Origin of the sequence: Pseudotabrizicola formosa (assembly GCF_002900965.1) — a bacterium.
Taxonomy (GTDB): Bacteria; Pseudomonadota; Alphaproteobacteria; order Rhodobacterales; family Rhodobacteraceae; genus Pseudotabrizicola; species Pseudotabrizicola formosa.
Genome location: NZ_PJOM01000008.1, coordinates 1 through 25,820 on the forward strand (window position 1 = coordinate 1; position 25,820 = coordinate 25,820).

25 protein-coding genes and 1 pseudogene are annotated in these 25,820 nt (G+C 60.9%); 7 read left to right on the forward strand and 19 right to left on the reverse strand.

The features are described from left to right. Together CXR43_RS17205 and CXR43_RS17965 are read right to left on the reverse strand one after the other, a co-directional pair. Nucleotides 1-175: transposase (locus CXR43_RS17205; RefSeq protein WP_146036551.1), on the reverse strand; the 175-nt coding region annotated here is incomplete at its 3' end. A 125-nt stretch (nucleotides 176-300) separates the two neighbouring features. Further along, entirely contained in the window at nucleotides 301-468 is a 168-nt protein-coding gene (locus tag CXR43_RS17965; protein ID WP_168219880.1) for a hypothetical protein, read from the reverse strand. 789 nt (nucleotides 469-1,257) lie between these two features. Between CXR43_RS17965 and CXR43_RS17210 the strand changes: the two are divergent. Continuing rightward, nucleotides 1,258-1,377 (forward strand): annotated as a pseudogene (locus CXR43_RS17210) (IS5/IS1182 family transposase); the annotation flags it as partial. Nucleotides 1,378-1,478: 101 nt separating this feature from the next. Here CXR43_RS17210 and CXR43_RS17215 read toward each other — a convergent pair. The 3 genes from CXR43_RS17215 to CXR43_RS17225 form a co-directional block, all read right to left on the reverse strand. Beyond that, complete coding sequence (locus tag CXR43_RS17215) at nucleotides 1,479-2,684, reverse strand: hypothetical protein (RefSeq protein ID WP_103336390.1); 1,206 nt, start codon at nucleotides 2,682-2,684, stop codon at nucleotides 1,479-1,481. Nucleotides 2,685-2,775: 91 nt separating this feature from the next. After that, nucleotides 2,776-3,144, reverse strand: coding sequence for an EamA family transporter (locus tag CXR43_RS17220; protein ID WP_103336393.1), 369 nt, complete (start codon nucleotides 3,142-3,144; stop codon nucleotides 2,776-2,778). Then, entirely contained in the window at nucleotides 3,144-4,580 is a 1,437-nt protein-coding gene (locus CXR43_RS17225; RefSeq protein WP_168219881.1) for a UbiA family prenyltransferase, read from the reverse strand. Before CXR43_RS17225 ends, CXR43_RS17220 begins: the two co-directional genes overlap by 1 nt. Before the next feature lie 210 nt (nucleotides 4,581-4,790). On the opposite strand from CXR43_RS17225, the gene CXR43_RS18275 reads away from it, so the two are divergent. After that, nucleotides 4,791-5,009 carry a hypothetical protein gene (locus CXR43_RS18275; RefSeq protein WP_103336399.1) on the forward strand — a complete coding sequence of 73 codons (219 nt, stop codon included), beginning with the start codon at nucleotides 4,791-4,793 and terminating at the stop codon, nucleotides 5,007-5,009. Nucleotides 5,010-5,099: 90 nt separating this feature from the next. Here CXR43_RS18275 and CXR43_RS17235 read toward each other — a convergent pair whose 3' ends face one another. The 5 genes from CXR43_RS17235 to CXR43_RS17970 all read right to left on the reverse strand — a co-directional run bounded on the left by CXR43_RS17235 (nucleotide 5,100) and on the right by CXR43_RS17970 (nucleotide 8,469). Then, entirely contained in the window at nucleotides 5,100-5,342 is a 243-nt protein-coding gene (locus CXR43_RS17235; RefSeq protein WP_146036552.1) for a hypothetical protein, read from the reverse strand. 301 nt (nucleotides 5,343-5,643) lie between these two features. Continuing rightward, entirely contained in the window at nucleotides 5,644-5,997 is a 354-nt protein-coding gene (locus tag CXR43_RS17240) for a CcdB family protein (RefSeq protein ID WP_246831443.1), read from the reverse strand. 23 nt (nucleotides 5,998-6,020) lie between these two features. Beyond that, on the reverse strand, nucleotides 6,021-7,265 hold the full coding sequence (locus CXR43_RS17245) for an acyltransferase family protein (RefSeq protein WP_168219882.1): 1,245 nt from the start codon (nucleotides 7,263-7,265) through the stop codon (nucleotides 6,021-6,023). Nucleotides 7,266-7,509: 244 nt separating this feature from the next. Continuing rightward, nucleotides 7,510-8,304 (reverse strand): metallophosphoesterase, encoded by a 795-nt coding sequence (locus tag CXR43_RS17250; protein ID WP_103336407.1) that lies wholly within the window; start codon nucleotides 8,302-8,304, stop codon nucleotides 7,510-7,512. A 15-nt stretch (nucleotides 8,305-8,319) separates the two neighbouring features. Next, entirely contained in the window at nucleotides 8,320-8,469 is a 150-nt protein-coding gene (locus CXR43_RS17970; protein WP_168219883.1) for a hypothetical protein, read from the reverse strand. Between the two features lie 215 nt (nucleotides 8,470-8,684). On the opposite strand from CXR43_RS17970, the gene CXR43_RS17255 reads away from it, so the two are divergent. After that, nucleotides 8,685-9,896, forward strand: coding sequence for a glycosyltransferase family 4 protein (locus CXR43_RS17255; protein ID WP_103336410.1), 1,212 nt, complete (start codon nucleotides 8,685-8,687; stop codon nucleotides 9,894-9,896). A 9-nt stretch (nucleotides 9,897-9,905) separates the two neighbouring features. On the opposite strand, the gene CXR43_RS17260 is transcribed toward CXR43_RS17255, so the two are convergent. From CXR43_RS17260 to CXR43_RS17270, 3 genes are all read right to left on the reverse strand, one after another. Continuing rightward, complete coding sequence (locus tag CXR43_RS17260) at nucleotides 9,906-10,631, reverse strand: trypsin-like serine peptidase (RefSeq protein WP_168219884.1); 726 nt, start codon at nucleotides 10,629-10,631, stop codon at nucleotides 9,906-9,908. A gap of 22 nt (nucleotides 10,632-10,653) precedes the next feature. Continuing rightward, nucleotides 10,654-11,688, reverse strand: coding sequence for a ParB/RepB/Spo0J family partition protein (locus CXR43_RS17265; RefSeq protein ID WP_103336417.1), 1,035 nt, complete (start codon nucleotides 11,686-11,688; stop codon nucleotides 10,654-10,656). Nucleotides 11,689-11,849: 161 nt separating this feature from the next. Beyond that, the gene (locus CXR43_RS17270) at nucleotides 11,850-13,256 is read right to left on the reverse strand and encodes an AAA family ATPase (RefSeq protein ID WP_103336509.1); all 1,407 of its coding nucleotides are present in this window, start codon (nucleotides 13,254-13,256) and stop codon (nucleotides 11,850-11,852) included. Between the two features lie 472 nt (nucleotides 13,257-13,728). Here CXR43_RS17270 and CXR43_RS17275 point away from each other — a divergent pair, with 472 nt between their 5' ends. Together CXR43_RS17275 and CXR43_RS17280 are read left to right on the forward strand one after the other, a co-directional pair. Next, entirely contained in the window at nucleotides 13,729-14,745 is a 1,017-nt protein-coding gene (locus tag CXR43_RS17275) for a replication initiator protein A (RefSeq protein ID WP_103336419.1), read from the forward strand. A gap of 257 nt (nucleotides 14,746-15,002) precedes the next feature. Beyond that, nucleotides 15,003-15,623 (forward strand): hypothetical protein, encoded by a 621-nt coding sequence (locus CXR43_RS17280; protein ID WP_103336421.1) that lies wholly within the window; start codon nucleotides 15,003-15,005, stop codon nucleotides 15,621-15,623. 69 nt (nucleotides 15,624-15,692) lie between these two features. Here CXR43_RS17280 and CXR43_RS17285 read toward each other — a convergent pair whose 3' ends face one another. The 5 genes from CXR43_RS17285 to CXR43_RS17305 form a co-directional block, all read right to left on the reverse strand. After that, the gene (locus CXR43_RS17285; RefSeq protein ID WP_103336423.1) at nucleotides 15,693-16,736 is read right to left on the reverse strand and encodes a glycosyltransferase family 2 protein; all 1,044 of its coding nucleotides are present in this window, start codon (nucleotides 16,734-16,736) and stop codon (nucleotides 15,693-15,695) included. 20 nt (nucleotides 16,737-16,756) lie between these two features. After that, nucleotides 16,757-18,157 (reverse strand): O-antigen ligase family protein, encoded by a 1,401-nt coding sequence (locus CXR43_RS17290; RefSeq protein ID WP_146036553.1) that lies wholly within the window; start codon nucleotides 18,155-18,157, stop codon nucleotides 16,757-16,759. Beyond that, nucleotides 18,135-20,264, reverse strand: coding sequence for a PKD domain-containing protein (locus CXR43_RS17295; protein WP_103336427.1), 2,130 nt, complete (start codon nucleotides 20,262-20,264; stop codon nucleotides 18,135-18,137). Before CXR43_RS17295 ends, CXR43_RS17290 begins: the two co-directional genes overlap by 23 nt. Before the next feature lie 288 nt (nucleotides 20,265-20,552). Then, nucleotides 20,553-21,107, reverse strand: a complete 555-nt coding sequence (locus CXR43_RS18205; RefSeq protein ID WP_103336430.1) for a CatB-related O-acetyltransferase — start codon at nucleotides 21,105-21,107, stop codon at nucleotides 20,553-20,555. A gap of 285 nt (nucleotides 21,108-21,392) precedes the next feature. Continuing rightward, on the reverse strand, nucleotides 21,393-22,766 hold the full coding sequence (locus CXR43_RS17305; RefSeq protein ID WP_103336433.1) for an oligosaccharide flippase family protein: 1,374 nt from the start codon (nucleotides 22,764-22,766) through the stop codon (nucleotides 21,393-21,395). A gap of 377 nt (nucleotides 22,767-23,143) precedes the next feature. Between CXR43_RS17305 and CXR43_RS17310 the strand changes: the two genes are divergently transcribed. Together CXR43_RS17310 and CXR43_RS17315 are read left to right on the forward strand one after the other, a co-directional pair. Continuing rightward, complete coding sequence (locus tag CXR43_RS17310) at nucleotides 23,144-24,319, forward strand: polysaccharide pyruvyl transferase family protein (protein ID WP_103336436.1); 1,176 nt, start codon at nucleotides 23,144-23,146, stop codon at nucleotides 24,317-24,319. Continuing rightward, on the forward strand, nucleotides 24,312-25,169 hold the full coding sequence (locus CXR43_RS17315; protein ID WP_246831444.1) for a glycosyltransferase family 2 protein: 858 nt from the start codon (nucleotides 24,312-24,314) through the stop codon (nucleotides 25,167-25,169). The genes CXR43_RS17310 and CXR43_RS17315 overlap by 8 nt, the downstream gene beginning before the upstream one ends. A gap of 1 nt (nucleotide 25,170) precedes the next feature. Here CXR43_RS17315 and CXR43_RS18210 read toward each other — a convergent pair whose 3' ends face one another. Next, nucleotides 25,171-25,713 carry an acyltransferase gene (locus tag CXR43_RS18210; RefSeq protein WP_103336442.1) on the reverse strand — a complete coding sequence of 181 codons (543 nt, stop codon included), beginning with the start codon at nucleotides 25,711-25,713 and terminating at the stop codon, nucleotides 25,171-25,173. Nucleotides 25,714-25,820 lie beyond the last annotated feature (107 nt).

A 25,820-nucleotide genomic window follows, 5' to 3' on the forward strand; every position in this document is an offset into this window, starting at 1 on the left:
GACCCTTCAGCCGCTTCGCCTCGCTGACATCCATCCCGCCATACTTGGCTTTCCACTTGTAGACCGTCGCATCGCTGACGCCGTGCTTGCGGCACAGATCGGCGACGGAAATCCCGGCCTCATGCTCCTTCAGAATGCCGATGATCTGATCTTCGGTGAACCTGCTGCGCTTCATCTCTGGTCCTTTCAGATAGGCCAGAGTCTATCTCAAACTGGATTAGGCGGAGGGGGCAACGTCACAACCCCTGCGCGATCTGCGCCGCACCGAATCCGCCTGACATAACACCCGTTGACGGAATCTCAGCTATCAGAGGCTGAATCGCGCTTGTCCTGAAGCCGCTCGGCCAGCAGACGGCGGGCCTCAATGGTAAGGCCATATCTGAAGGCATAAAGCGCCAGCTCCGCCTCTAAGGCCGCGATATGTGCTCGAAGCTGCGCCAGGTCCGAGGAGGTGGCGTTCTGTTGCATGTCGCGAACTTAACAAGTCCGCAAAAATTTTTGAGGACGATTAAGTATAGGCAAGGATCGCGCGAGATCGCCTCAGCCACCCCGCACGAGGGTAAGGGCGTCCACATACTGCGGACGCCCCTGCTTCTTATCTAACGGCGTGGTTAGTCTCCGCCACCCTCTGACTGGGTGTTGCCGCCTGATGTAGATGCAACACTTACAGTCACCGGATCGTCAGCGTCGAGACCGGCGCGCACCAATTCCTTAGTCGAGTAAATCACGCTTGCAGGCTCCTGAGTCGCGGATGCACCAGCAGCTCCGAGCGCTGGCGACGCGTTGTTCATTTGATTGACTTGAGCTGATGCTGCACCTGCAAAAAGGGCCAACACAGTTGAAGCTGCGATAATGATAGTCCCCTTGGTTTGTGGTCGAGAGTTGGTACAATCAAACCGCCTTGATCCGATGCAGATGAAATGGGCGCGAACTGATCGGTTGGAAAATCACGGATTTTTCACGCGACCTCACTCAAAAATATTGAGCCGCTGCGCAACTGTTCTAAAGGCCGAAAAATTACGTCAAACTGTTGAAAATCGGACTTCGACGGGTGAGTTTTGGGCTGTCATCTTTAGATGAACGCCTTCTGCGCATCCGTGAAATTGCTCGCTTTCATCCGATCCCGCTCCTCTCCCAGCCAGAAAAACGTAGCGGAAAACTCCAACCTCAAACGGTCCAGTTTGCGGGGATCAGATCAGGAGGCATCTGCGTCTTTGCAGAACTCTGATTGTGAAGCCAGGTGGTTGGAGGGGTGGCATAAGCAAGCTTTCTCCCGCCTGCTACTGCACAATGAACTGGTTCACCTATACAGCGGCGCTGCGCAGGCACGGGTCACTGCTGATCTGGCTGGACAAGAACATGACCTGGCTCGCGCCGTTAAAGGAAACTGCCCCAAAGTCTGCCAAGAGCGGCATGGGTGGTCCAATGATGTTGCGGCCGATTGTCATGGATCGGCTCCGGCCCGTGATGGGGACAATTCAGGAGCCTACCGTCAGACCCAGAAGGGTTTCGGCCATATCCAATGCCACCAGATAGGACATCGCATTGCTGATCATTGCCAGAACCACCACCGCCGCCACCAGCAGCCGCGCCCGGATCCAGCCCTGCATGAGCACTGGGGCCACGATGACCAAGACCAACGGGCCAACAAAATGCGCGAGATAGAGAAAGACCGTCTTACCATAAATCAGATGCAGCATGGTGTTCAGACCTAGAAAACCCACCGCTGTCAGCCAGATACGCCGCGCTGCCTCTTGGCCGACCAATGGGTTGCGGATCAGGGCCCAGCCGGCCCAACCGATCAGACCCAGCCATCCCACCATGGCGCTCTGACCCACCATGCCCATCGGCCAGCGGCCATCCGCAAGAAGCGCCGCATTCGCAACGCCCATATTGTTCAGGCCGATCTGACCGGGCATCACGGGAGAGCCAGCGACCACAGGCTGTAGCCAAAGGGTCTGCAAGCGCTGGATCAGGCTGCTGGCGTCGCTTTGGCCTACGAACTGGATCTCATTGGCCAGCGAAAAGGGGTTGAAGAACAGCCCCGCATCTCCAAAGAACGCATCTTGGAGCAGCGCCACCACCACGAGCACGCTCAGACCCAATGCTCCGCCCAAAAGCAGCGACGGGATCAGCTCGCGCCAACGAGACCCGGCGAGGACCAGTGCGACGGCACCCCCAGCCACAACCATTAGGATATTGGTAATTGTCATGCTCATGGCAAGCATGACCCCGGCGGCCCAAGGCATGGCCTGCGCCCATCGGCCAACCGGAGCCGGGACCCGGGTGATGATATATAGCGCCGCCATCAGGGTGGTAGCGCCAAAGGGAAAGGTTTCCGGCATCGGCAGCCAGAAGACAAAACCAGCTCCGGCGAGGCAGAGCGCCAGCAGCAAGGCCCGGTCCAACGGGCGCAGTCCCATCCCGTGACCCGTGCGGTCCATCAGAAAGGCAAAGAGCCCTGCATTGACCGCCAAGATCAGCGCCAAAGCCTGGTGCAACGACAGGCCTAGCGCCAGCAGGGCCCGGGTGGGCGGCAAAAGCACAATGGAAAAGATCGGATGCTTGAAGGTGGCGTTGTGGCCCTTTTCAATGATGGTCATATTGTTCACGACCCGGCCCACATCAGCGTCAAACCACAGGTTGACGGCGCTCCAGCCATAAAGGTCCGGCGCTATCTGCAAATTTAGCACTATGCACCACAGCCCTGCCAGGATTACCGCCGCCGCCGTCACTCGGTCACCCCAGCCACCCTGATCCGGTTGTGTTGGCCGTCTATCCACGCGTCACCATCACAATTCCTGTCAATATCAGCCCACAGCCCATTATCTGTCCCAGTTTCACCGTTTCACCCAACACAAGAACGCTCAGCCCTAGTACCACAACAAAGCTCAGACCCACCATCGGATAGGCCACCGACAGATTGACCTTGGACAGGACATAGATCCATACAAAGGCCGAACTGCCATAGAATAGCAGCCCCAGACTCAACTGCCACGTCATGATAAAATCACGCAGGAGCCCAAGCACCCCATCTTGGCGCGGCATGGCAAACAACCGTGTGGCCCCAAGTTTGAGGAACAATTGCCCCGTTGCCCCCAAGACGATGCTCAACAGCGCTGCGGCTAGGATTTCAATACGCATCAAGTCACCGCCGCTGCCACAAAGGTAAGCAGCATCAATCCACTCGCGATCTGGCTTTTTCGTTCAGTCAAGGCAAAGACGATGGGGTCTGCATGCATTTCGTTGCGCCGGACCGTGATCCACAGATGGCTTTGCCAATACAAGAGTAGCACGCAGACCAGGATCAAGAGCCGCGGCTCTCCATAAAGCTGCAGAGTCGCTGCATCCTGCAGATAGATCATCAACACGATGACAGCTGAAAAACCCGCTGCCACTCCGATCGCCGTCATAACCTGCAGATCGGCCACCTGGTACCCGCGCCGACTACTCATCTCGCGGTTGGCAGACAGATGCGTCACCAGTTCAGCGCAGCGCTTGGCGCAGGCCAGCGACAGGAAAATCAGGATGCAGAAGTTCAACAGCCAGGTCGAGATATCAATCCCCGTCGCTGCCGCCCCGCCAACAACACGGATCACGTAAAGCCCGGCCAGCCAGACCACATCCATTCCGGCCAGGGTCTTGATCCGTAGCGAATAGGCAAATGTCGCCGCGACATAGATCACCAGCGGCACGAGCAATGCAGGCACCAGCAACAGTGTCAGCGTCAATGAAGCCACCATCAGCGCAGCAGCTACCCCTGCTGCCCGATCTGCTGCCAGCGTTCCTGCCGCAATGGGACGAAACCGCTTCTTGTGATGGTGTCGGTCATCCTCAATGTCCAGCAGATCATTGACCAGATAGACTGCCGAAGCACACAGCGAGAAGGCCACAAAGGCCAACAAGGCCTCGCCGATCAGTGCCATCTCTCCCCAACGATGCGCCGCCAGAAACGGCAGAAATACGAGAAGGTTCTTGACCCACTGATGCGGCCGCATCGCCTTCAGCAGATGGCGTGGCGCATTCTGGGAAAAGTCAAACCGCTGCACCGGACGGCCTGCGAGGTGTCGCTGCACGCCAGAACGCGCATTCACTGTGCCCACCTCAGTTGCTCCCGCCCAGATCGGCAGATCGGCCGCGCTGTCACCCACATAGACAAAGTCGCGTGAGCCAAGTTCATGTCTGATCGCGGCCAGTTTAGCCGCGCCCTTCAGATTGACCTCAGCTGTGCTGCCCAAAACACCGGCAAACAGGCCCAGATGCTCGGCTATCGGCCGGACCACGCTCAAAGGCGAGGCTGATGCCAGATAAATTTTTCGTCCCTTGACGGCCTCACCGTGCAGCCAGTCCAGCAGCGTCTTGTTGTAAGGTAGCGTCGCAGGGTCAATGCGAACCTTTTCAAAAACTGTCTCTTTCAGTTGTTCGGGATGGCGATACTGAGCCAAAAGCGTACCTAAGGCCTGGAGCACCGACTGGCCCGCCAACTGGCACAGGCCCTCGACCAGCATATCGGTCTTAATCAGCGTACCGTCCAGATCTACTACGATGTCAGAAAGATCTGACTGGTTTTCATCATGCACCAAAACAGTCCCTCATTACATCACCATGAAATGGTTTTTGAAATCTGCGTGTTTCATATGAGGTTTCACACATTAGATCAAAGATTTCTAGCCAGGCGGTTGAGCTAGAGTGAGCTACCCCAAAAAAAATCGAATAGTGACGGAAGTTCCGATCTGAGGTCTGTTGATCCCCAAGACGAGGAGATCAGAACTTGTCGAAACGCAGGAACCATGACGCGGATCAAGGCGCGGGTTGCGTTGGAGGCTTTGAAGGGCGAGCGCACAGTGTCGGAACTGGCGACCGCTTACGAGGGCCATCCGACGATGATCCATCAGTGGAAGAAGGCGCTGTTGGAAGGTACCACGGGCATTTTTGAGCGTGGCGGTCAGGCTGTGGCCGTCGCCAACGATTTTTTGTCACGAAAGCTCAAGCCTTGGACCGGAAAGTGAGGCGCAGGATGATCGAACGAATTCATCCCAAACTGTCGGTCGTGGCGCAGTGCCAGCTTGGCGCATCTCCAACACACTGGAGGTCGAGTTCTACCTCGAGGCGCTGAACGAGACTATCCACGAGTTCGGACCGCCCGAGATCATGAAAACTGACCAGGGCTCGCAGTTCACATCCTTCGACTGAACCGACCGGCTGAAGCGGGCAAAATCAAGATCTCGATGGACGGCAAAGCCCGCTATCTGGACAACATCTTCATCGAGCGCCTCTAGCCTGCTGCCGGTTTCGTGAGCCTGCACCGCTAGTTCTGTCATGAACTTGGCGAAAACGTCCATCGGCAACATCCCACCCTCAGAAGCCGAAGCAAGCTTCTACAACGCTCTGGAAACTGAACCCATGGCCGCGTCACCAATGTCCAATCAGCCTCTAGAAAACCAGGCGCGGTTCACCTCTATGAGATAATTACGCCCGTAGAAACAGTGAAGTAGACTTGACACGCCGGATCAATCAGGCATGGACGGGCAGACTGCCCAATGCCATTGTCACCCTGCGATACTGGGTAGGAAATTCTTATGTCAAAGAGGCCAAACAGCAGGCCTCCTACCAGACTCATACGGCGCTTATGCCCAGATATTCTCACAGAAAAGGCCGCCGTGATGTGTCCCTAGTAGTGTCCGATAATCTTGCATTATCGGACATAAACCAGTGTGTGAAAAGGCAGGTGCCTATCTTGCAAATGCCATCGATCAGAATAGCCTGCGAAGGCTTCAATGCATCGCGATGCGGGATCAGCGTTCCGATCCGCTGGCTCATCTCTGGTGCGGACACCGCAGCCAGTTCCTGAACCCGGACAATCCATGCAGCCCCTTCTGCCTCGGCCATCGGGGGCGGCCCCGGAAAAGCAGCATAGCGCAAGGGTGCCACGATGCGCGACGCATCACTCCCAATCAGAGCAGTCTGGAGATCGACGACAGCAGCGCCAGTCAGCATGCATCGCCCTTGAAATCGGACGATTAAAGGGGGGGTAGAATGCGTCTGGAGGCAGAAGTTTGTTCTGGCCCTGTCTCAACAGGGACAGGGCGGAGTTTGACGCGGTGCAGCCCGAGGGCGAGGAGGAGAGTCACCACAAGTGTGGCCAGCGCGAATGTCGTGCTTTTCTCTGGAATCGACGTTGTCCTGGTAAGGATTGCCATGACCATAGGATGCGCAAGATAGATGGTGAGCGATAGATCGGCGCTCAAGCGAGCAGCACCGCTGTCAGAAAGGGCAAGGGCGAAGCAAAGCCAGAGTGCGCCAGCAGCGATTGCAAGCTGCGCCACCCCCGGCAGAAAGCCGCTGAAAGCAATTGCGGCCAGCATCGCCACCAAAACTGCACCCGCCGTCAGAAAACTGCCTCGTGGAGGTGTCTGTATCAGCGCAAACGCCACCCCTAATAGCACGGCAGGCAAGGCATAGGCCCATTGCGCGACAGGTATTGGCAGATTGACGCCCTGTCGCGCAAGCAGAGCGATGAGAGAGAGGCCCACACAGCCCGCCCCCAGACCAAACCGCGACCGTTCATTCATTCCCGCTGCGGCCTGAGCCAATGGCCAGAGCGCAAGACAGGCCGCTACGGCGAAAGGCAGAAACCAAAGATGGATCGCCGGACCTGTGAGCCACATCCAAGGCTCGAACTCCGTGGTCAGCGGTTCGCCCTTGACGGCCCCTTCTGCCAGTTTCAGCGCGCCATAAACTGCCGACCAGACGATCCAAGGACCCATCAATCGGCGGATGCGTCCGCCTGCATAGGCCCCTGCGGTTTCCCGCTGTGCTGCGGGCCAAGCAAGACAAATGAGCAGCATGAGAAAGAAGGGTAGCGCCGCGTAACCAATCCATGCTCCGGGCGCACCGGAGTGGAAAAACAAAATGCCGACGGCCGCGACAAGGCGCGCATAATCAAACGTCGCGTTGCGTGGTCGCTGTACGTTCAAGGAGATCGTGGCAGGGGACAGGTCGGATGTGGGCTCTATGTGCCGGACCAAGGATCTACGACGGAGGCTCATGCCATCCCTTCCACGATTTTGCATTTGCGCACTATTGTCAGCGTGACTGCTGGCTCGCCTCAAATCAATGACTACATACTTCCCCAGCGATTGGACCCCAAGAAGATCCGCAACTTTGCGGTCCAAAGTGGCTAATTTCCAGTGGCCTGCAGCCTGGCTCGTCAAAGTGATTATCTGGTTAGCAAAGCCGGTGCCACCCTTGCCGAAGCAGTCCATGGCGCGGCCTGTGCGGTCAACTGTCCCGCCGCGCGCTGCGCGCGCCCTCAGACCCATTCAACCAGCACGTCGCGACAGGATCGAAGATCTGCGTGCCTGCCCCGGCCACAATGTTTCGCGCGCGAAACATTTCGGTCATTGGCGGCCCATCCCCGGACAGGATGACAGGACCAGCGCAAGGTCTGTGCAAGCAGAGGTATTACCGAGCGGCAGCAGTGTCCTCTGGCTGCAGGGTTCAGTGGCGTCAGGGCTCTTCAGGCGGAGGGGTGGAGATGAACCGCAGGCCATCGGCGGCAAGGCGGGCGGCGGTCAGACAGCCCGTCTGCCAGGCCCCGGTATCCACCGCGATCCGGCCGGTGCGGGCCTCCGGGGTGCGGGTGATCACATGACCATGCGCCACCCAGAGCCCGTCGCGGCGCGGGCGGGTCAGGAAGGCGCGATGCCCCCAGAGCAGGCTGGTGTCCGACTGGGCCTCCATCGGACTGTCGGGGTCTGCGCCGGCATGGGTGATGACCAGCGGCCCGTCTTGCCAGATCAGCGGCCGCGCCCGGATCCAGTCCTGCAAGCCCTCGGGCAAGGCCGCCAGAAGATCATCGCGCAGCGCCACAAGCGCGCTGTCGGCGGTGCTGTCCGGCGGGCGGCGGTGCGGCGACAGGCCAAAGCTTTCCAGGGTCGCCTCCCCGCCATGCGACAGCCAGTGCGGCCCCTGTGTCACCGGGTCATCCAGAAAATCCAGCATCATGCGTTCATGATTGCCCATCAGGCAGTCCACCGCGGCAAAGGGCGCGGGGGCGTCACACCAGTCACGCACACAGGCCAGAACCCCGGCGCTGTCCGGTCCGCGGTCGATCAGATCGCCGACCAGGATCACCCGGGTCCGGCCCAGATGGGGGGCGCAGCACAGCTGCCGGACCAGAGTATCCAAAAGATCAGACCGGCCGTGAATGTCCCCGATGATGCAGATCGGGTCTTTCGGGGCAGGCAGGTCGGGATAGGGGGGCTGCGGCCTGAGCCGCTTCAGAAAACGCGAGATCGCCATGCCTGCTCCATGCGATCAGAACCCCACCCGGGCCCGGGGCAGCCGCAGGGGCCGCAGCTGTGCCAGCCCCCCGACCAGCTCTTTGGCCAGCTCTTTGGCCAGACAGGCCAAGGCAAGACCGGCCAGGGCAAGACGCCGCAACACCGTATTTTGCATATCAGACATCCCCCTGTCTCCTGCGCTGCTTTATGCGCCGCCCCGGAACAGGCCAGCTGAATTGTAAGGCACCGACCCGGCCTGAAGGTTACGCTTGTGACATCAGATTGAAGATATAGGCGTTTGCGGCAGGGCAAGGGGAATAATCTTTTCATGCTGCGCGTCTTTGGATATGGCTACCGAATAAAACAGTGATTTCACAGTGATGGTTGAACAGGACCCCAATGCAATTCAAACCCCCCCGCCGCGTTCTGATCGTTGTCGAGAATCTGCCTGTTCCGCTTGACCGCCGCGTCTGGCTGGAGGCAACCTCGCTGACAGAAGCGGGCTATCAGGTGTCGGTCATCTGTCCGATGGGCCGGGGCTGGACCAAGGCCCGGGAAGAGATCGACGGCGTCCAGATCTACCGCTATCCCGAACCGGTCGAGGCGCATTCCGGGGCCGTGGCCTATGCGAAGGAATATCTGCATGCGCTGTGGCACATGTTCCGGCTGGCCCGGGTGGTGCGGCGCGAACAGGGGTTCGATGTGATCCATGGCTGCAACCCGCCCGATCTGATCTTTCTGCTGGGCCTGCGCTACCGGATGTCAGGCGTGCGCTATCTGTTTGACCATCACGATGTCTGCCCCGAGCTGTTCGAGGCCAAGTTCAACAAGCGTGGCCTGCTCTACAAGGTGATGCTGATCTGGGAACGGCTGACCTTTGCCGTGGCCGATGTGTCGATGGCCACCAATGAAAGCTTTTGCCAGATTGCGATCCGGCGCGGCAAGATGGCGCCCGAAGATGTCTTCGTGATCCGCTCGGCCCCCAAGGTTGAAACCTTCCTGCCCGGCCCTGGCAACCGTGACTATCGCCGCGGAGCCGCCACGGTGATGGGCTATGTCGGGGTCATTGGCCAGCAGGAAGGCATGGATCTGCTGGTGCAGGCGGCCGAGCACCTGATCCGCAAGCTCGACAAGCGCGATGTGCATTTCGTCATCGTGGGCTTTGGCCCGACGCTGGAAGAGGTGAAGGCCGATGTGGCGGGCCGCGGGTTGGAGCGGTATTTCACCTTTACCGGGGCGCTGTTTGGCGATGACATGCTGGCCGCGCTGAACGCGGTCGATATCGGGGTCTCGCCCGACCCCAAGAATGCGATGAACGACATTTCCACCATGAACAAGGTCATGGAATACATGACCCTGGAAAAGCCGGTGGTGCAGTTTGACCTCACCGAAGGCCGCGCCTCGGCGGGCGATGCCTCGCTTTACGCCCGCGCCAATGATCCGGTGGATTTTGCGACAAAAATCGCCTGGCTGATCGACCACAAGGAAGAGGCGCGGCAGATGGGGCTGATGGGGCGGCAGCGCGTGCTGGAGACCCTGTCCTGGCAACATTCGGTGCCAAAGCTTCTGGCGGCCTATGCGCGGGTGTTTGACAAGCGCGGTCAGGCCTGAACCCTGCCGCTATTGTTTCGCGCGCGAAACATTTGCCGCCGTCACCCGGTCGCGCAGCCAGTCGGGCAACAGCACGGCCCAGGACCGGATCTCACCGCGGCCCGCAGCGGTGGCCGCCACCATCACGGCAGAGACCGACCCACCGCCCTCGGCGGACAACAGCACCGGTGCCCCGGAATTGCCCGATACCGCCGGGCAATCAAGCCCCAAGAGACCCGGCACCACCCCGACCAGACGACAGGTCACCTTGTCGCCCAGCTGATCCGGGGTCTGACGGTCGAAGGCAAACAGCTCAAACACCGTGCCCAAGGGCGGCAGACGGCCAGGCGCGGTCAGCGCAAGTGGCGCCACCTGATCCGGCATCACCAGCCGATTCAGCCGGATCAGAGCCACATCTGAGGCCAAAGCGGCCAGTCCGGGGCCGTCGGGCGCGTCGATCACCAGCACCTCGACGCCATGGCGCAGGTCAAAAAAGCGCCGGTCTGCGGGGCCAAGGCTGCGCCCGTCCACATCCTTGCGCCAGCCAAAATGAAACCGGAGGCGGGTCGGGTCCTTGACCGCGCCGCGCACGCAATGCGCCGCCGTCAGCACCAGATCGGCCGCCACCAGCGCGCCGGTGCAAATGCCGGATCCGGGCTGCACACTGGCCCCCTGGCTGATCCGGCCCAGGCCGGGCGGCGGGGTCTGTGCCGCCACCGGGGCCGCCAGAAGCCCGAGGCACCAGGCCAGGCCCATCACCGCAGCCCTGACCCCTGCCCTAGCCATGTGCGGCCAGCCAGCGTTCCAGCGCATCGCGGAAATCCGGGTCGACCCTTGGGCCAGACAAGGTGAGCACCGGGCGCGACCAGCCGCCCGACACTTCCAGAAACACCCCGGGCCGCATCTCCTTGACCGAAGGGGGCAGAACGCGGGGTTTCGCCGGTTCAGAGCCGGTTTTGCGCGACACAAAGGCTGCAAGCCGCGCCTGTTCGCCTGCCGGATCCGGGGCCGGGTCGGCGGCAAGGCCTTCGACCAGCGCCTGTGCCTCTGCCGGGCGCTGGTCCAGCGCCTGCGCCAGCGCCAGGCCCAGCCGTTCCGGCAGGGCGGCCGGGAAGCGCAGCACCTCATCCAGCAGCCGGTACAGCGACACAAAGCTGCCGATCTTGGACCGGCGCGACCGGCTGGCCGAGGCAAACAGCCGTTGCAGAGCCTGTTTTTCGGTCTCGAACACACCGGCATCCACGGCGCGCGCGGCAATGCGGGCGCGTTCGTAATAGGACAGGCCGAGGCGGATCTCGTTTTCCTCGACCATCGCGACATAGGCCTCCTGCGCACTGCCCGGCTGGCGCAACAGGGCCTGCACTTCGGCAAAGCGCGGCTCGCCGGTCTCGGCAAACAGCCGTGTCAGAGCCTGAATCCGCCGCCAGCCGGAAATCAGCCCAAACCGCCCCGAGGACAGTTCGACCACCTCGACCGGCGTGCGCTGGCCATGGCTGCGCAAAGAGGTCATCAGGGGCGCAAGTTCCTCTTCATCAAGGCCGATGCGGTCGCGCATCAGGTGGTCACAATCGATCTGGTCCAGCGCAAGGCGCAGCACCAGCCGCCCTTCGGCCCTGGCCCGCGCCATCGCATCCGACAGCTCGGTCAGCGCGGCCTGCGCCGAGGCTTCGGCCACCACCTGCGCGATCGGGGCTGGCGCGCCAAGGCCGGGGCGCAGAAAGGCCTTGATCTCCAGCGGGCCGTTTTGCGCCCTATCAGAGCCGCTGTCCTCGGCCAGAAACGGGGAAGATGTCAGACGTCTGCGCTTTGCCATGGGCAATCTCCGGAATGTGCTGCGCCAGTCTTTGCGCAAATCTTCTGGCCAGTCTGTGCGGCGATCCTTGCCATTCTGTCAGGCCAGCGTGCGGTGGCAAGGCTCGGATGTTTCGCGCGCGAAACATTTGACACCTGCCCCGGTCCTTCTGCCGCCGCCCCTCACTCTGCCGCGGCCCTGTCGCGGGCCAGCTCGTCGCGGCGCCAGATGCCGTAGAGCAGTTTCTTGAACTCGGCCCAGGTGGCGTCAAAGGTTTCGCGCCCGCGGATATAGGTGTCGCGGTTGAAGTCGCGGTAATCGGCCTCATAGATGCCGTTCACCTGTTCCCCCGCCTGCCCGATCAGCGCGGTGAATTCCTGCCGCTGTGGCGCCATGGCCCGGCCCATATAGGCCTGCATGAAGGCGGCAAGCTCGGCCTGCTGGCTGCTGTCATAGCGGGTGATGACGGTGCGCACCGCATCCCATTCAAAGGCCAGTTCGGGACGGCCAAGCGCGCGGGCGGCGATGTTCTCGCCTTCTTCGATGCTGGCAAAGGTCGAATGCAGCATGTCGAAGAACCGCCCCGTCGAATCGAATTCAAGGAAGGACGCGCCAAGCGGCACCAGAAGGATATCGGCGGCGGCCAGACCGTTGATGGTCAGGTAGCCAAGGGCAGGGGGGGTATCAAGGAAGATCAGGTCATAACGGTCCAGGATGCCACTGTCGGCCAGGGTATCCGACAGCGCATCCCACAGCTTCCAGCCCCGCGCCTGCATGCGCCAGACCGGAATCTGGAACTCGGCCCAATAGAGGTTCAGCTGGCTGCCGATCAGGTCGATATTGGGCCAATGGGTTTTCTGGATGATCTGATCCGGGGTGATCTTCAGGGCTTCGGTCAGGGTGGCATCCAAGGGGTGCGGTGCATCGCCCCGGTCGGCCCGGGCGCGGTTCTCGGCTTGCAGGTGGCGGGCGTAATGGCCGGCGATCAGCGGAAAGGCGGTCTGCCATTCATCGGCGACGCGCCCGCCAAAGATCGAGGTCATCGAGCCTTGCGCATCCAGATCGATCACCAGCACCCGGTAGCCATCCAGCGCCGCCGACATCGCCAGATGCGCACAGGTTGAGGTCTTGCCGACCCCGCCCTTGAAATTGGCCACCGCCACCATCTTGGCGGGCAGGCTGGCGGGGCGGTAGGGCAGATACTCCTTGGCTTTTGACCCCTCAGCCGCAAAGAAGGCGCGCAGACGCAGCACCTCATCCAGCGTGAACCATTTCGCGCCGCCTTCGGTTTCCGACCGGCCCTGCGGCAGGGCCGGATTGGCCTTCAGCACCCGGCGGAAATGCCCCTGCGCCACCGGGATCAGATAGCGGCAGATCTCCCAGGTGGAAAACTGCCGCAGGGTCTTGTGCCCGGCTTCGGTCATGCCGCGCGCTGCCAGCTCATCCCGGCCCTTGCCGGCCCGGTCTGCGATCTGGGCCAGATCCTGGGTGCTGACCGTGGACCCAAGCGCTGCCATCGCCGTATCGGGCGACAGGTTGAAATAGGGCGGAAGATCGGGGGATGGGTCGCGGCTCGATTCGCGGGCCATGGCTGCCTCATATGCGTTGTTTTCAGCAATATACACAAAAACACCGCACATGAAAGAAAAGGTGCTACCTATCCAGAAGTTCTATATTTTCCCTAGCATTATCAACATCTTGTTGGAGGTGCGTCGTCGCTTGGGCAGCGGGGCGCGAGTCACAGGACCAAGGGAGTTTTGTTAAATATGTGTTATTTCAATAGTTATGTGTCGACCTGGATTTTCAAGCCTATGATTCTGAAGGATAAAAATGCCACACTGGCACAGGGGGCGACTCTGAAACCCCGATCAGGCGATTCCGGAACCCCGAAGCGCCGACTCTGAAACCCCGATCAGGCCAAATTTCTGCTTGGTGCTGTGCGGGTCTGTGGATAAGTTGGGTGTTAATGAAACCACGAAGTTTCGATGGGCCCCGCAACAGGGGTGCCAGGCCGGCAGATCGAAGGATCGCAACCGGCCGGGCAAGGCAGAGGGCAGAGCAATGGCGGCGGTATTGGCGGGGCAGGGCGGTTTGCTGCCTGACAGGGTGCAGGCCCGGGGCGGCGATTTCTTCGTCTGCGATTTTCTGGATGCGCTGCCCAAGGATGACATGGCCAGCATGGAACATCCGCTGTTCTCGCTCTCGACCCGGACCGATCTGCGCATCCTGTCCTACAGCCACAATGGCATCGACATCACGGTCACGCCTTCGGTCCGGGGGCTGGCCACGCTGTTTGACAAGGACATCCTGATCTATTGCATCAGCCAGCTGATGGCGGCGCTCAATGCCGGGCGCGAGGTGACGCGGCATCTGCGGCTGACCGCGCATGATCTGATGGTGGCCACCAACCGCGAAACCTCTGGCGACGGCTATGCAAGGCTGCGCGAGGCCTTCGAGCGGCTGGCGGGCACAAGGATCACCACCAATATGGTGACGGGGGGGCAGGAGGTCACCACCGGCTTTGGCCTCATTGAGAGCTGGCAGATCGTGCGGGCCACCAAGGGCGGGCGCATGGTGCAGGTGGCGGTCACGCTGTCGGACTGGCTGTTCCGCGCGGTGCTGTCGAAATCGGTGCTGACGCTGAGCCGCGATTACTTCCGCCTGCGCAAGCCGCTGGAGCGCCGGGTCTATGAGCTGGCCCGCAAGCATTGCGGCCGGCAGGCCGAATGGCACATCAGCCTGGAGGTGCTGGCGCGCAAATCCGGCTCGGCCAGTCCGCTCAGGGTGTTTCGCAAGATGATGCGCGACATGATCGCGGCCGATCATCTGCCCGAGTATCATCTGGCCGAAGAGCCGGGCGATATCATTGCGGTGCGCCGCCGCGATATGGTGGTGGGGCCGGGGCAGGCGGGGCCGGTGCTGAAACTCGCCACGCTCGAGTCCGCCCGCGCCCTGATGCCGGGCTGGGATATCTATGCGCTGGAAGCGGATTGGCGCGAAATCTGGCACCGCTCGGGCCGGCCAAAGCTGCGCAGCCCCGATGCGGCCTTTCTGGGCTGGCTGAAAAAGCGCGGATAACGGGCGTGGCCTGGGGATTCGGGCGGTCCCGGCAGAGATCCTGTTTTTCGTTAATGTTTTTGTTAATATTTTCGGGGATGGTTGCGCAAATGGAAACAGCAACCGGCGTCAAGGGCGGCGTATCGCTTAACGGATAGGCGAAACCGTGAAGCTTGTGTGAAATAAGCCGGGAATGTTTCCATTTCGGAGGATGGCAACTTGCGTCTGGATGCCGTCGTGTTACTTGAACAAAAGACCATCAACCTTAGGGTATAGTTATGAAAAAGTTTCTTCTTTCCTGTCTTGCCGCGGCAAGCATTTCGGGGGCCGCGCATGCGGCGACCTATTCGGTTGATGTGACCGCCACGCCGTTCCGGGTTCCCGGTATGGCGGGTCTGCAGACCCGCGCAGTTGTTCTGTCACCTTCGGGACCGCAGAACTTCAACGGTGCCACCTACAGCTTTGACCTGACCAATGCAGGTGACAGCGCTTCAATGAATATTTACGGTCTGGTGCATTACGACGGGCCGCTTGACCCTGATGATCTGATTCCGCGCCCAAGCACCGCCACCTTCGACTTTGGTGGCACGATCGGCAGCCTCACCATTCTTGGTACAAGCTTTGGTGTTGCCGGCGCACCGGCAAGTGCCCTGGCGACCTTCATCAGCGGCATCATCAGCATTGCCCCCGGGCTTGGCATTCAGATTACCCTTGCCGATACCGTGTTCGGGACTGATGGCACGAGCTTCGTTCAGGGTCGGGCGGGTATCGGTTTTGTGAAAGCAACCTTCGAACTGGTGGCTGTCCCGGTTCCGGCGGCCTTTCCGCTGAGCCTGACCGCGCTTGGCCTGATGGGTTTTGTGGCACAGCGCCGCAAGTCGCGCAAAACCGCCGCCTGAAGGTTCAGCTCTGACCACATGAACAAGGCCCGGCATCACGCCGGGCCTTTTGCGTTTCTGTTTTGGGGATCAGAAGGCGCGCTTCTGCGCCTCGGGGGACAACCGTGCCCGCACCTGTGCCGAGGGCGGCAGGCCAAGGCTGGCGGCCAACACGGTCCAGCCCTCGACAGGATAGCCCTTGAGCAGCAACTGCCCCGCCTTGGCGAGGGAATACAGCAAGGCCGTCGGCACCCCGGCCGGAAAATGCCGCCCCATGAAGCGCAATCGCCCACGATGCTTGAAGTAGAGCGAAAACGGACTGGCCGGGCGCCAGGGTGTCGGCGATCCGATGGCCGTTCCGGCGCGGTGATAGACCACGCCGCCCGGACAATAGGCCAGAGGCAAAGCCCCGCGCTGCAGGGCCCAGTCCACCTCTTCGTAATACAAAAAATAATCTTCGGGCATCGGCCCCGCGGTCGCGATAAAGTCGCGGGAGGCGACCATGCTGGCACCGGTGATAAAGGCCATGTCTGCAGGATCAGGCTCTGGTGCCCCCGGATGCGGCCCCCTCACATTGAGATTGCCGGTCACGCCTGTCCAGCGGTTCAGGGTTCCGCCATCAATCTGGATCTGGTCTGGGGTGTCGAAATAGACCACCCGCCCCCCCATTAGCGCAAAGCCCGCCTCTGGCACCGATGCCCGGGCAAATGCCTGCGCGGTGTCCGGCGGCACCATGCTGTCCGGATTGAGGATCCAGAACCGATCGACATCGGCGTCCTGTGCCAGCACGGCGAGGGCCGCATTGACCCCCGCGGCAAATCCGCCGTTGACGCCGGTCTCCAGCAGCCGGACCCGGTGGGGCAGGTCGGGGCTGGCGGTGCCATCCAGCGGTATGGGCGCAACGCGCGCGGCGGGCGTGAAGGCAAAGGGGCAGTTTTCCGGTGCCAGATAGGCCTGCCGCCCCGCCGCCCAGTCGCGCAGGAGCGTGACGGTGTTATCGCCGGACGCATTGTCGGCGATGACGATCCGTAACGCGACCCCGGTGGAGGCCAGCAGGCTTTCCAGACAGTCCAGTATCACATCTGCAGAATTGAAGGTGCAGATCGCCACACCAAGGCAGGGAGTATCAGCCATGTGAAATCCAGTGTTGTTGACTAGGCAGGGTGCGGCGCATCACTCCGGTTCCGCTTGCCAAAACGGGTATAGGGCGACGCCAGGGCCTTAGGGTCTGCTGTGTCGCCGGAATGGAGTGTCGCAGCCTCTTCGGCTTCCTTGAGCGGGCTGGTTGTCATCAGCCAGACACCGGTGCCGAAGATGAAGAACACAAATGAGAATATATTTGACCAGACATAAACCGTGCTGAGGGTAAAGGACAGGCCAAGCATGGTAAAAACCCAGGCGCGCTGGATGTTGATCAGCGCCGGGTCGCCCTCGAAATTCCGGCGCATGACATGGAAGATCACGAGGATCATACCCAAGCTAAGCAAGATCAACCCAGGCATGCCATATCTGATGGCGGTCACCAGCCAGAAATTGTCCATGCTGCCGGAATACATGTACACCGGACGGACCCAGTCGTTCAGGCCGATCCCGAACCAAACTGCAGCCGGGATATTTTCTGCGGCGTCGCCAAAGATATTCTTGACGCCCCATTCAAAGATGATCCCGCGCCAATAGGCGTTGTGGGCGGAGAAGGTCGCATAACTCATGAAGACCCGGATCGGCGAGCGCGTCGAGAGGATGTCTATGACCACATAGGCGAGCACGAACAGCCCGACCAGCAACCACCACCGCCAGCGCACCCGCGCAAAGAGTGTCGCCCAGGTGATCAGCGCAATCTGCAGCACAACTGCCAGCAGGGCACCGCTCGACAGGGCGAGGAAGCCACACAGCATGATGATAAAACTGCTGATTACCCTGCGGGAGGCCGAGAACACATCCTTCAGCGCTACAAAGCACATGGAGAAGACCACAGAACAGAACAGGCCGTAATGGATCGGGTGGGCAAAGACCAGCTGAACCCTTTCCAGACCCATGCGCGGTACAGCGTATACAACCCCAACCGATGTCAGTCCCGGGATGCTGCGGATGGTCTCAACAATCAGCGGGTGCCCGGTGATCGTTTCGTGCAGGGCAAAGGGGAGCGATAGCAGCACTAGCAAGACCAGCCAACGGCACAGCGCCAGAAAGCTTGCCCGGTCCCGGATGTAGCACCTGCCCATCAGATAGCCGCCGATGAACTCTACACCGACAGAGCCGCTTTGGGTAATGACCTGCGCCGGTGTCGTGACCGCAAGCGCGACAACCATCCAGATCAGATGCAACAGGAACAGCCCGTCGGTCGGGATGAGTTTTCCAAACCGGCCCATGAACAGGCCGACAAGCATCGGGAGGACCATGATCAGCAGGACTATGCGGACCAGCGTCATGACGATGGGGCCCAGGTTGAACACGACCGGGAAGACCACAGCCAGCAGATAGAAGATCACCGGTAAGGGAAGACCGACCCGTGCGACCGGCATCTGCGCGGCTTCAATGTTCAACCGAGCTGCCATCTTTTCCAACCTTCAGAACCAAACGCGCCATTTCTCCCTGAAAGCTGGGGCGGCTTTCGAAAGCATGGCCCAACGAAAGCCCCCAATATTCAAGCGGTCGGAGCGGTCCCGAGGATCGCCCCTGTGCGACAACCTTCCCGTCCACCAGCACACGCAGCATCTGATCGCTGTCCGAATAGTCGATGGCCAGATCCACCCAGTCTCCGGCCAGAATGGGAAGTGGGGGGGTGCTGAGCTTCAGAAGGCGCGCGGTTTCAGTGGTGAACTCTACATCCACCGTGCCGCGTCCGCTGATCGTGACGAGCAGCGTCTTATGCAGATGAAAGACGACCCCTGCCGCCTTGTAGCTGCCATCCGTGCGCAGACGCGTCTGCAGGCTGAATCTGCGTGCGCCAAAAACTGGGAGCAGACTTTCGCGCGGCACTGTGATCAGAGCATTTCCGCCACCGAGCTTCAGGCTGCCAACCTGAACCGGAACGTCCAACGCCCTCGGGGTTTCTTCCACGAAGGAGGTGATGAGTCCGGTTTGTGGATCATATTCAATCACCTCCGGCCGACGTGGCGTGACGCGGGCTGAACTGGTCTGCACCTGACCGTCCGCCAGCGTCAGCGTCAATAAGACATTGACCAGGCCCGGCGTGTCGAATGTATGGCTGACGGTGCTACCTTCGGCACGGCTCCCGTTCCCAAAGTCCCAGACTGCCCGGGCACCTGTCAGATCCAGGCCGGCCTTGGAGCTGCCCTCGGCAATATCGAAGGTAAAGCGGTTGGGCCGGTCAGGGTCGGGCAAGGTGCGCACGGCGGGTCCCAGACCGGAGAGATCTACTTCCGGCAAAACGGCAGTCGAGGCATCGTCAAGCAATGCCGCCCCAAGCCCCGACCCGGCCAATGCGCCCCCCGGCAGATAGCGGAACGATCCGATGTCACGCGGATCGCCATTAATCGGGGATATGAACAGGGCATTGTAATGATTGGGTTGGTTTGCAAAACGGTCCTGAACCTCGAAATTGTTCCGGACGGTCCAGTCGGCCTGCCCTTCATTGCCGCTGATCTTGTGCAGCACGTTGTGTTCAATCCGCACATTGCGTGCCGTGCCGGCGACCCGCACCTGCGGGGTCCAGAGGTTGATATTCTGTCGTCTTCCGTCAGAGCGTGCATTATGCAGCACGCTGTTGTTGCGGATGATCAGCCCGTCGGTTTCGCCGACCGTGATACCATGCATATGGGCGTTGATGATCACATTGCCCTCGATGAGGACATCCTGGTAATACATCTCGGCACCGGCGCGGCCGGTATCCACCTCTTCGTTGCGCATAAAGATCGATTGCGTATACCCGCCCAGACCCGAATTCAGCACATTGTTGCGGATCGTGATGTCGCGGTTGGGGCGTTCGGTCTTGTTGGTCCAGAACTGGATCATGTCGGCATGATCATCGGAATCGAGGGCGCGCGTGAAATCGCGGATCAGGTTTTCCTCGATCAGGACTCGTTCGACCTGGGCAAGGTTCATACCGTCCATGCGCATGGAGTGGATGTCGTTGCGCACCACCGCCATATCGACCGTATCGCCGATTACAAGCCCGCGATAAAAATCCCTGATCTCGTTCGCTTCAAGCCGGATTTCGGCAGAGCGGCTGACCGCAACCCCGAAACCCGTGGGATAAGCGTCCCCCAGGCTGTCGTCAGGCACCCTGTCGCCGTCAAACAGGCTGTTGCGGATGGTCAACCCGCGGGAGGACAAGAGCCGGAACGGCCGGATATTGTGCTTGTCCCCGGCGCTGTAGCGATAGTCGAAGACCAACCCGTCCAGCACCAGATACGTCATCTCGTGCAGAGTGAGTTCGGAGAACCGGGCCGGATTGGCCGGATCGGCCGATCTCACAGTGACCGGCAGGGTGGGCTCTCCCCCCGCCCGTCTGACGGTCAGAGCACCATAATCGCCGCCTTCGAGTTCCAGAATATCCCCAGGTCTTGCGGCGGCAACCGCCTCAGCCAGATTGTCCCCCGGTGCAAGCCGCACGGTGCTTTGCGCCGATGCCACAGTCGGCAGGCATAGGCCAAACAGAACGGCCAGTGTCGCGATGATTTTGTTGCCAGCGCTCAACATTCCGCTGTCCTCCACATCTGCCCGCGAGTCGGAGCGCTTTCCAAGACTTGGAAACCTTATCTGATCGTTGCCTTGCAGATCATGTCTGCCAAGTCAATTTTTCCCAACCCCTCAGATGCCGCCAGTCTTGCAAAAGGCTGTTACTCCGCCGCCCCGGGCCCGTTGTTGCCGCAGCTTGCGCAGGGGCTGTGCAGGACGCGCATCCACACGCGTCGGCTGGGCGCAGGAAGGACCCTGGCCTTGCGGCAGACGGATTGCACTCTGATCAGGTTGTGGCGGTGGGGGCTTTTATTGAGCCGGGAGCGGGCTGTCCTGATCTGGTCCGAAAATGCCCGTGACCAGCGGCATTCTGATCAGATCGGCGATGCTCTGGGTCCACCATCTGCTCGCTTCCAGTTCCGCAATCCGCTCTGGGCCAAAGCGCATCCTGATCTGCCGTGCGGGGGTGCCGGCAACGATCGCATAGGCGGGGACATCACGGGTCACGACGGCTCCCGCTGCGATCACCGCCCCGTTGCCAATGGTCTTGCAGCCCGGAAGGATCAGGACACGATCGCCGATCCAGACATCATGGCCGATGGTCAGCGGGTTGTCATCGATGGCGGGGATCGTGTCCTGCTGCAGCAGACCCAGGCGGCTGTTGTAGAAGAACGGGTGCAGGAAAGGCCGCTCCAGCGGATGGTTGCGCCGCCGGACGATCAGTTGCATCCCCACCGAACAATAATGGCCAACAACGGTGCCGGGGGGCAGCAAGCCAGGCTTCAGGATATCGCCATAGCTGTAGCGGCCGATCTGGACGCCATGAAACTCATGCAGGATCTGGCGCCATGTCGCTGAATGCATCTGTCCGCCCTCAAGGCGCAGGCACAGTTTGTGGATGAGTCCCCGAAACCTTCTGATCTGGTAAAGGCGTCGCAGAAAGGCAGGGCTGCGTAGGGCAAGCGCGGCAGCCTGTCGGGCGCGGCGATCCGCATCAGGACGCCAGGGCGATGAATGCGGGCTATTGATATCTGGCAGCGCCGTCATGTCACCCCCCTACATCCGTTTTATTTACCTGACTGCCAGGCACACGGCGCGCGGTCTGATCCTGCCCTCAAGATGTGCTGCCTGCGCCTGCACCCCTTGACGTCACGGCCCAAAGATCGCGGTCTTCTTGGGTAAGGATGCCAGAATGAAGGTTAATAATGTAATAACGACCAACTCGACATAGGGTCTTTCCAGCACGACCAGAGTCAGGACGAGCAGTTGGAAGGTGACGCTAGACAGCAGGGTCGCAAGAGGCAGGTTGTGCCCCGGCAGACGCACGGCAAGCCATGACGAGACAACGAAGCCCAGAAACTCGGCAAGGATGGTTACAAGCAGGAGCAGCGTCAGATCCCCTGTCTGCACCGCGACACCGTAGGCAAAGGGCAGCAAGGCGACCCGGATCAGATTGGCAATCATCGGGTTCGAGGTCCGCCCATGTGCAACAGCCAGAGTCGATGGTCCGCCTTTGAAAATCCGGAAGCCCTGCTGAACCGCCATCAGGATCAGAAAGCTGTCGAGGGCAGCATATTTTTCTCCCAATGTGATGTGCACAAACAGACTGCCGAACAACACTGTTCCCAGCACCATCAGGTCACCGAACAGATAATGCACGGCGAACAGCTTGTGGGACAGTTTGTCCATGACAGGGGACCGGGCAGCCCCTTTGCGCAATTCCACACTGATCTTGGGCAAAAAGATGTTCTGCGCCGATTTCGCCAGCACCAGCGTCGGTGTCAGGGTCAGGGTGACGCCCATGGCGAAGATCGCCAGAGCCTCCATCCCCATGACCCGGCCGACGATCAGCTTGTCACCTTGGAACACCGCAAACATCAGCAGCCCATTCACCAGCAGCGGCCAACCAAAGCGCAAGGATCCTGCAACCACGGCCTTGTCCCATGTCACCCTGTAAGGCCGCTCTGCCATCAGATGTGAGGTCAGCACGCTGATCCCGGCCTGCGCCAGGATCGACCACAGCATCACACGCCAGTCACCGAACCAGGCCGACAGCGGCCAGACCAGCGCTAGCGCCACGACGGCAGGCATGGCACCTGTCATCAACAGCGGGCCAAAGCGCATCTGCCGGTTCAGGCGGTGGATGTCGAAATGCACCAGCGCATTCAGCACCGGCACAAGGGCCAGCACCTGATAGGCCCATATCACCTCGGGGATGCCCATGAACCGTGCCAGAGGTCCGGCCAGCAGGAACAGGATCACACCGTTTGCAACACCGCGCAGCAGCTGGAACCCCTGCAGCACCGCCTGAAAGCGCGGATCATCGCCGTTTTTCGACTGCACGATCTGTTGCTGCAGCCCGAAGGCCGACGCCATCTCGACCACGGCCATTGCCAGGGCAAAGGTAGCGGCAATGCCATAATCGGCCACCGGGATCATGCGGGCCACGATCAGATTGCGTGCCAGGAGCAGCAAAGAGGCCGCCGCATTGCCCGACAGAATCAGAAGTGCGGTGCGCAGCATGAAAAGTCCGACCCTGGAAAAGCTTAATGCCCGCTTCTTGACCCTTGGACTTTCAGGGTCAAGCGGGAAGCGAGGCCAGAACAGATTTGGGACTGGCGAAAGCGAGTAAAATCCGTCTTATAGGCAAATCTGTGTCTGTCAGTATGCAAAGTTGCGCCCAAAGCAATGCCAGTGGTCTCTTCCTCCCCATCCCGTGTCGCACGTGGCAATCTTTGTGTTGACTTGCGGCCTTGCGTCTGGTTGGCAGGCCTGTTCTCCGTTTTGGCGCGGGCGGATCTCTGCCGTCACCAGACAACATCCGCTGAAACGAAAACTGAAGACTTTCGCCGGAATGCTGCACCGCGCCTGGCGCACCCGAACCTGAACGGATATTCATAATGCCTTCCTATCCCGCCCGTGTCTGCCTGATCATGCATTCCACCCGGTCCGACAATCTTGGGGTCGGGGCTCTGACGGTGTCGCAGATCGCAATCCTGCGCGACATCGGCCGCCGTCTGGGGCGAGACATCGACATCACCGTGCTGGACTGGAAAGATGCCCGCACACCCTATGTCAGCGGCCCCGACATCCACATCATAGATCTGGACGGGCGGTTCCTGAAAAATCCGCGCGGGTTCTTTGCCACCGTGCGCCGCTCCGATCTGGTGATCGATATCGGTGCCGGTGACAGCTTTGCCGATATTTACGGCCGCGGTCGCCTGATCCGCATGTTCGTGATGAAATTCCTGACCCATCTGGCGCGCAGGCCGCTGGTGGTGGCCCCGCAGACCATCGGGCCGTTTACCAAAGGCTGGTCAAAAACGCTTGCCTTGCTGTCCTTGCGGCTGTCGTCGCTGGTCGTGACGCGGGACGCAAAATCCACCGCCGCCCTGCGGGAGCTTGGCTATCGCGCTGCGGCGATCGAAGCCTCGGATGTGGCGCTGCGTCTGCCCTATACCGCGCCGCCGCCCCGGGCAGACGGCCCGCCGCGCGTGGGCATCAATGTGTCTGGCCTGCTGATGGCCGGAGGCTATACCGGCAAGAATGAACTTGGCATCGGGCTGGATTATCCGGCCCTGATCCGCACTCTGATCCGGGAGTTTCAGGCCAAAGGGGCAGAGGTGCATCTGGTGCCGCATGTCATCGTGCGGTCGGGTGCCATGGTCAAGGAAGACGACTACCGCGCCAGTGAGGCCTTGGCGGCCGAATTCCCCGGCACCATCCTTGCCCCGGCGTTTGACAGCCCATCCGAGGCCAAGTCCTATATCGCGGGGCTTGATTTCTTCATGGGCGCGCGGATGCATGCCTGCATCGCGGCCTTCTCCTCGGGCGTGCCGGTGGTGCCCATGGCCTATAGCCGCAAGTTCGAAGGGCTGTTCGGGTCACTTGGATATACGCGTACGGTGGATTGCACATCTGAAAGTGCCACGGTGATCGAAGACAAAATCATGGCCGCCTATGAGGCGCGCGCGGATCTGGCCGTTGAGGCGTCAGCTGCCCTTGTCTTGGGTCGGGAGAAACTTCTGGCATACGAGCAGGGTCTCGAACATCTTCTGGAGCGTGCTGGTGCCTGATCCCGCCGTTATCATTCCGCATTACAACGATACAAAACGCCTGATCAAATGCCTGCACGCCCTCTTGCCTCAGCTGGCATCGGAGGCGGAGGTGGTCGTGATCGACAACGGTTCGACCGAGAGCCTGGACCAGATCCGTGACCTTTGGCCAGACCTGCGCATCGTGACCGAGGCCCGCAAGGGGGCGGCCAATGCCCGCAATCGCGGGGTGGCGGAGACCACGGCACAGACGCTGTTCTTTCTGGATTGTGACTGTATTCCGGCCCCGGACTGGTTTGCGACAGCCATGGCCGTCGCGGACAGGGCCGATGTCATTGGCGGCCGGATTGATGTCTTTGATGAAACCCCGCCGCCGCGCACCGGCGCGCAGGCCTTTGAGGCGGTGTTTGCCTTTGACAACCGCGCCTATGTCGAGACCAAGGGGTTTTCGGTCACCGCCAATCTGCTGACCCGGCGCGATGTGTTCGAGGCGACCGGCCCCTTCATCCATGGCCTGTCCGAGGATCTGGACTGGTGCCGCCGCGCGACGGCCCTTGGCTACCGGCTGGTCTATGCCCCGGAGCTGCGGGTGTCGCATCCGTCGCGCGGGGACTGGCCGGCGCTCGCACGCAAGTGGCGGCGGCTGACCGAGGAAGGGTTCGGGGTGAACGGGCAGGGGGGCATCGCGCGGGCAAAATGGGGCCTCAGGGCTCTGGCCATGCCGCTCAGCAGTCTGGCCCATCTGCCCCGCGTTCTGACCAGCCCGGCCCTGTCCGGCCCGGGCGAACGCCTGGGCGCGGCGGCAACCCTGGTCCGGCTGCGGGTCTTGCGGATGGTCTGGATGCTGGGACAGGCGCTGCGCGGGCGCTAGCTCAACTGCGCATCCGCAGCACCCGGGCTGGCACCCCAGCGGCGATCGCGCCGGCGGGAATGTCGCGCGTGACCACGGATCCTGCGCCGATCACACAGCCTTCCCCCAGGGTTACGCCGGCGGTGATGATGGTTTTGGTGCCGATCCAGCAGTCAGCGCCGATGAGGACATCGCGCTCGACCATCTCCTGATCGGTGATCCGGGTTCCGGCGGCCAGCCCGTAATCGGCCGCGGTCACATAGCAATTCGGACCAAAGGTGGTGCGGGCCCCGATCCGGATCCAGGAGGTGCTGCGGCCGGCCCAAAGGGCGGTATATTCGCCAAGCTGCACCTGATCCCCCAGTTCGATCCGTTCCCCATTGCGGAACGAGGTGTTGGGGGCCAGCCGCACATCGCGGCCCAGCCTCATCTTTTGCCGTTCCAGCACATGCGAATAGCCGTAGTAATGCAGCATCCGGAACGGATGCAGCAGCACCTGCGGATGCAGGAACGACCGGATCAGCCGCCCGATGCGTTTCGGAACCGTTTGTTTTTTGACGGCCATGCGATCCTCTGCCTCTTGCCTTGCCCTATCTGATGGCCTTCTACATCAGTATCCTTGCCCTTTGCCGGATTTTTTGCGCTGCAGCAGCCGGTTTGTTCGACACAAGC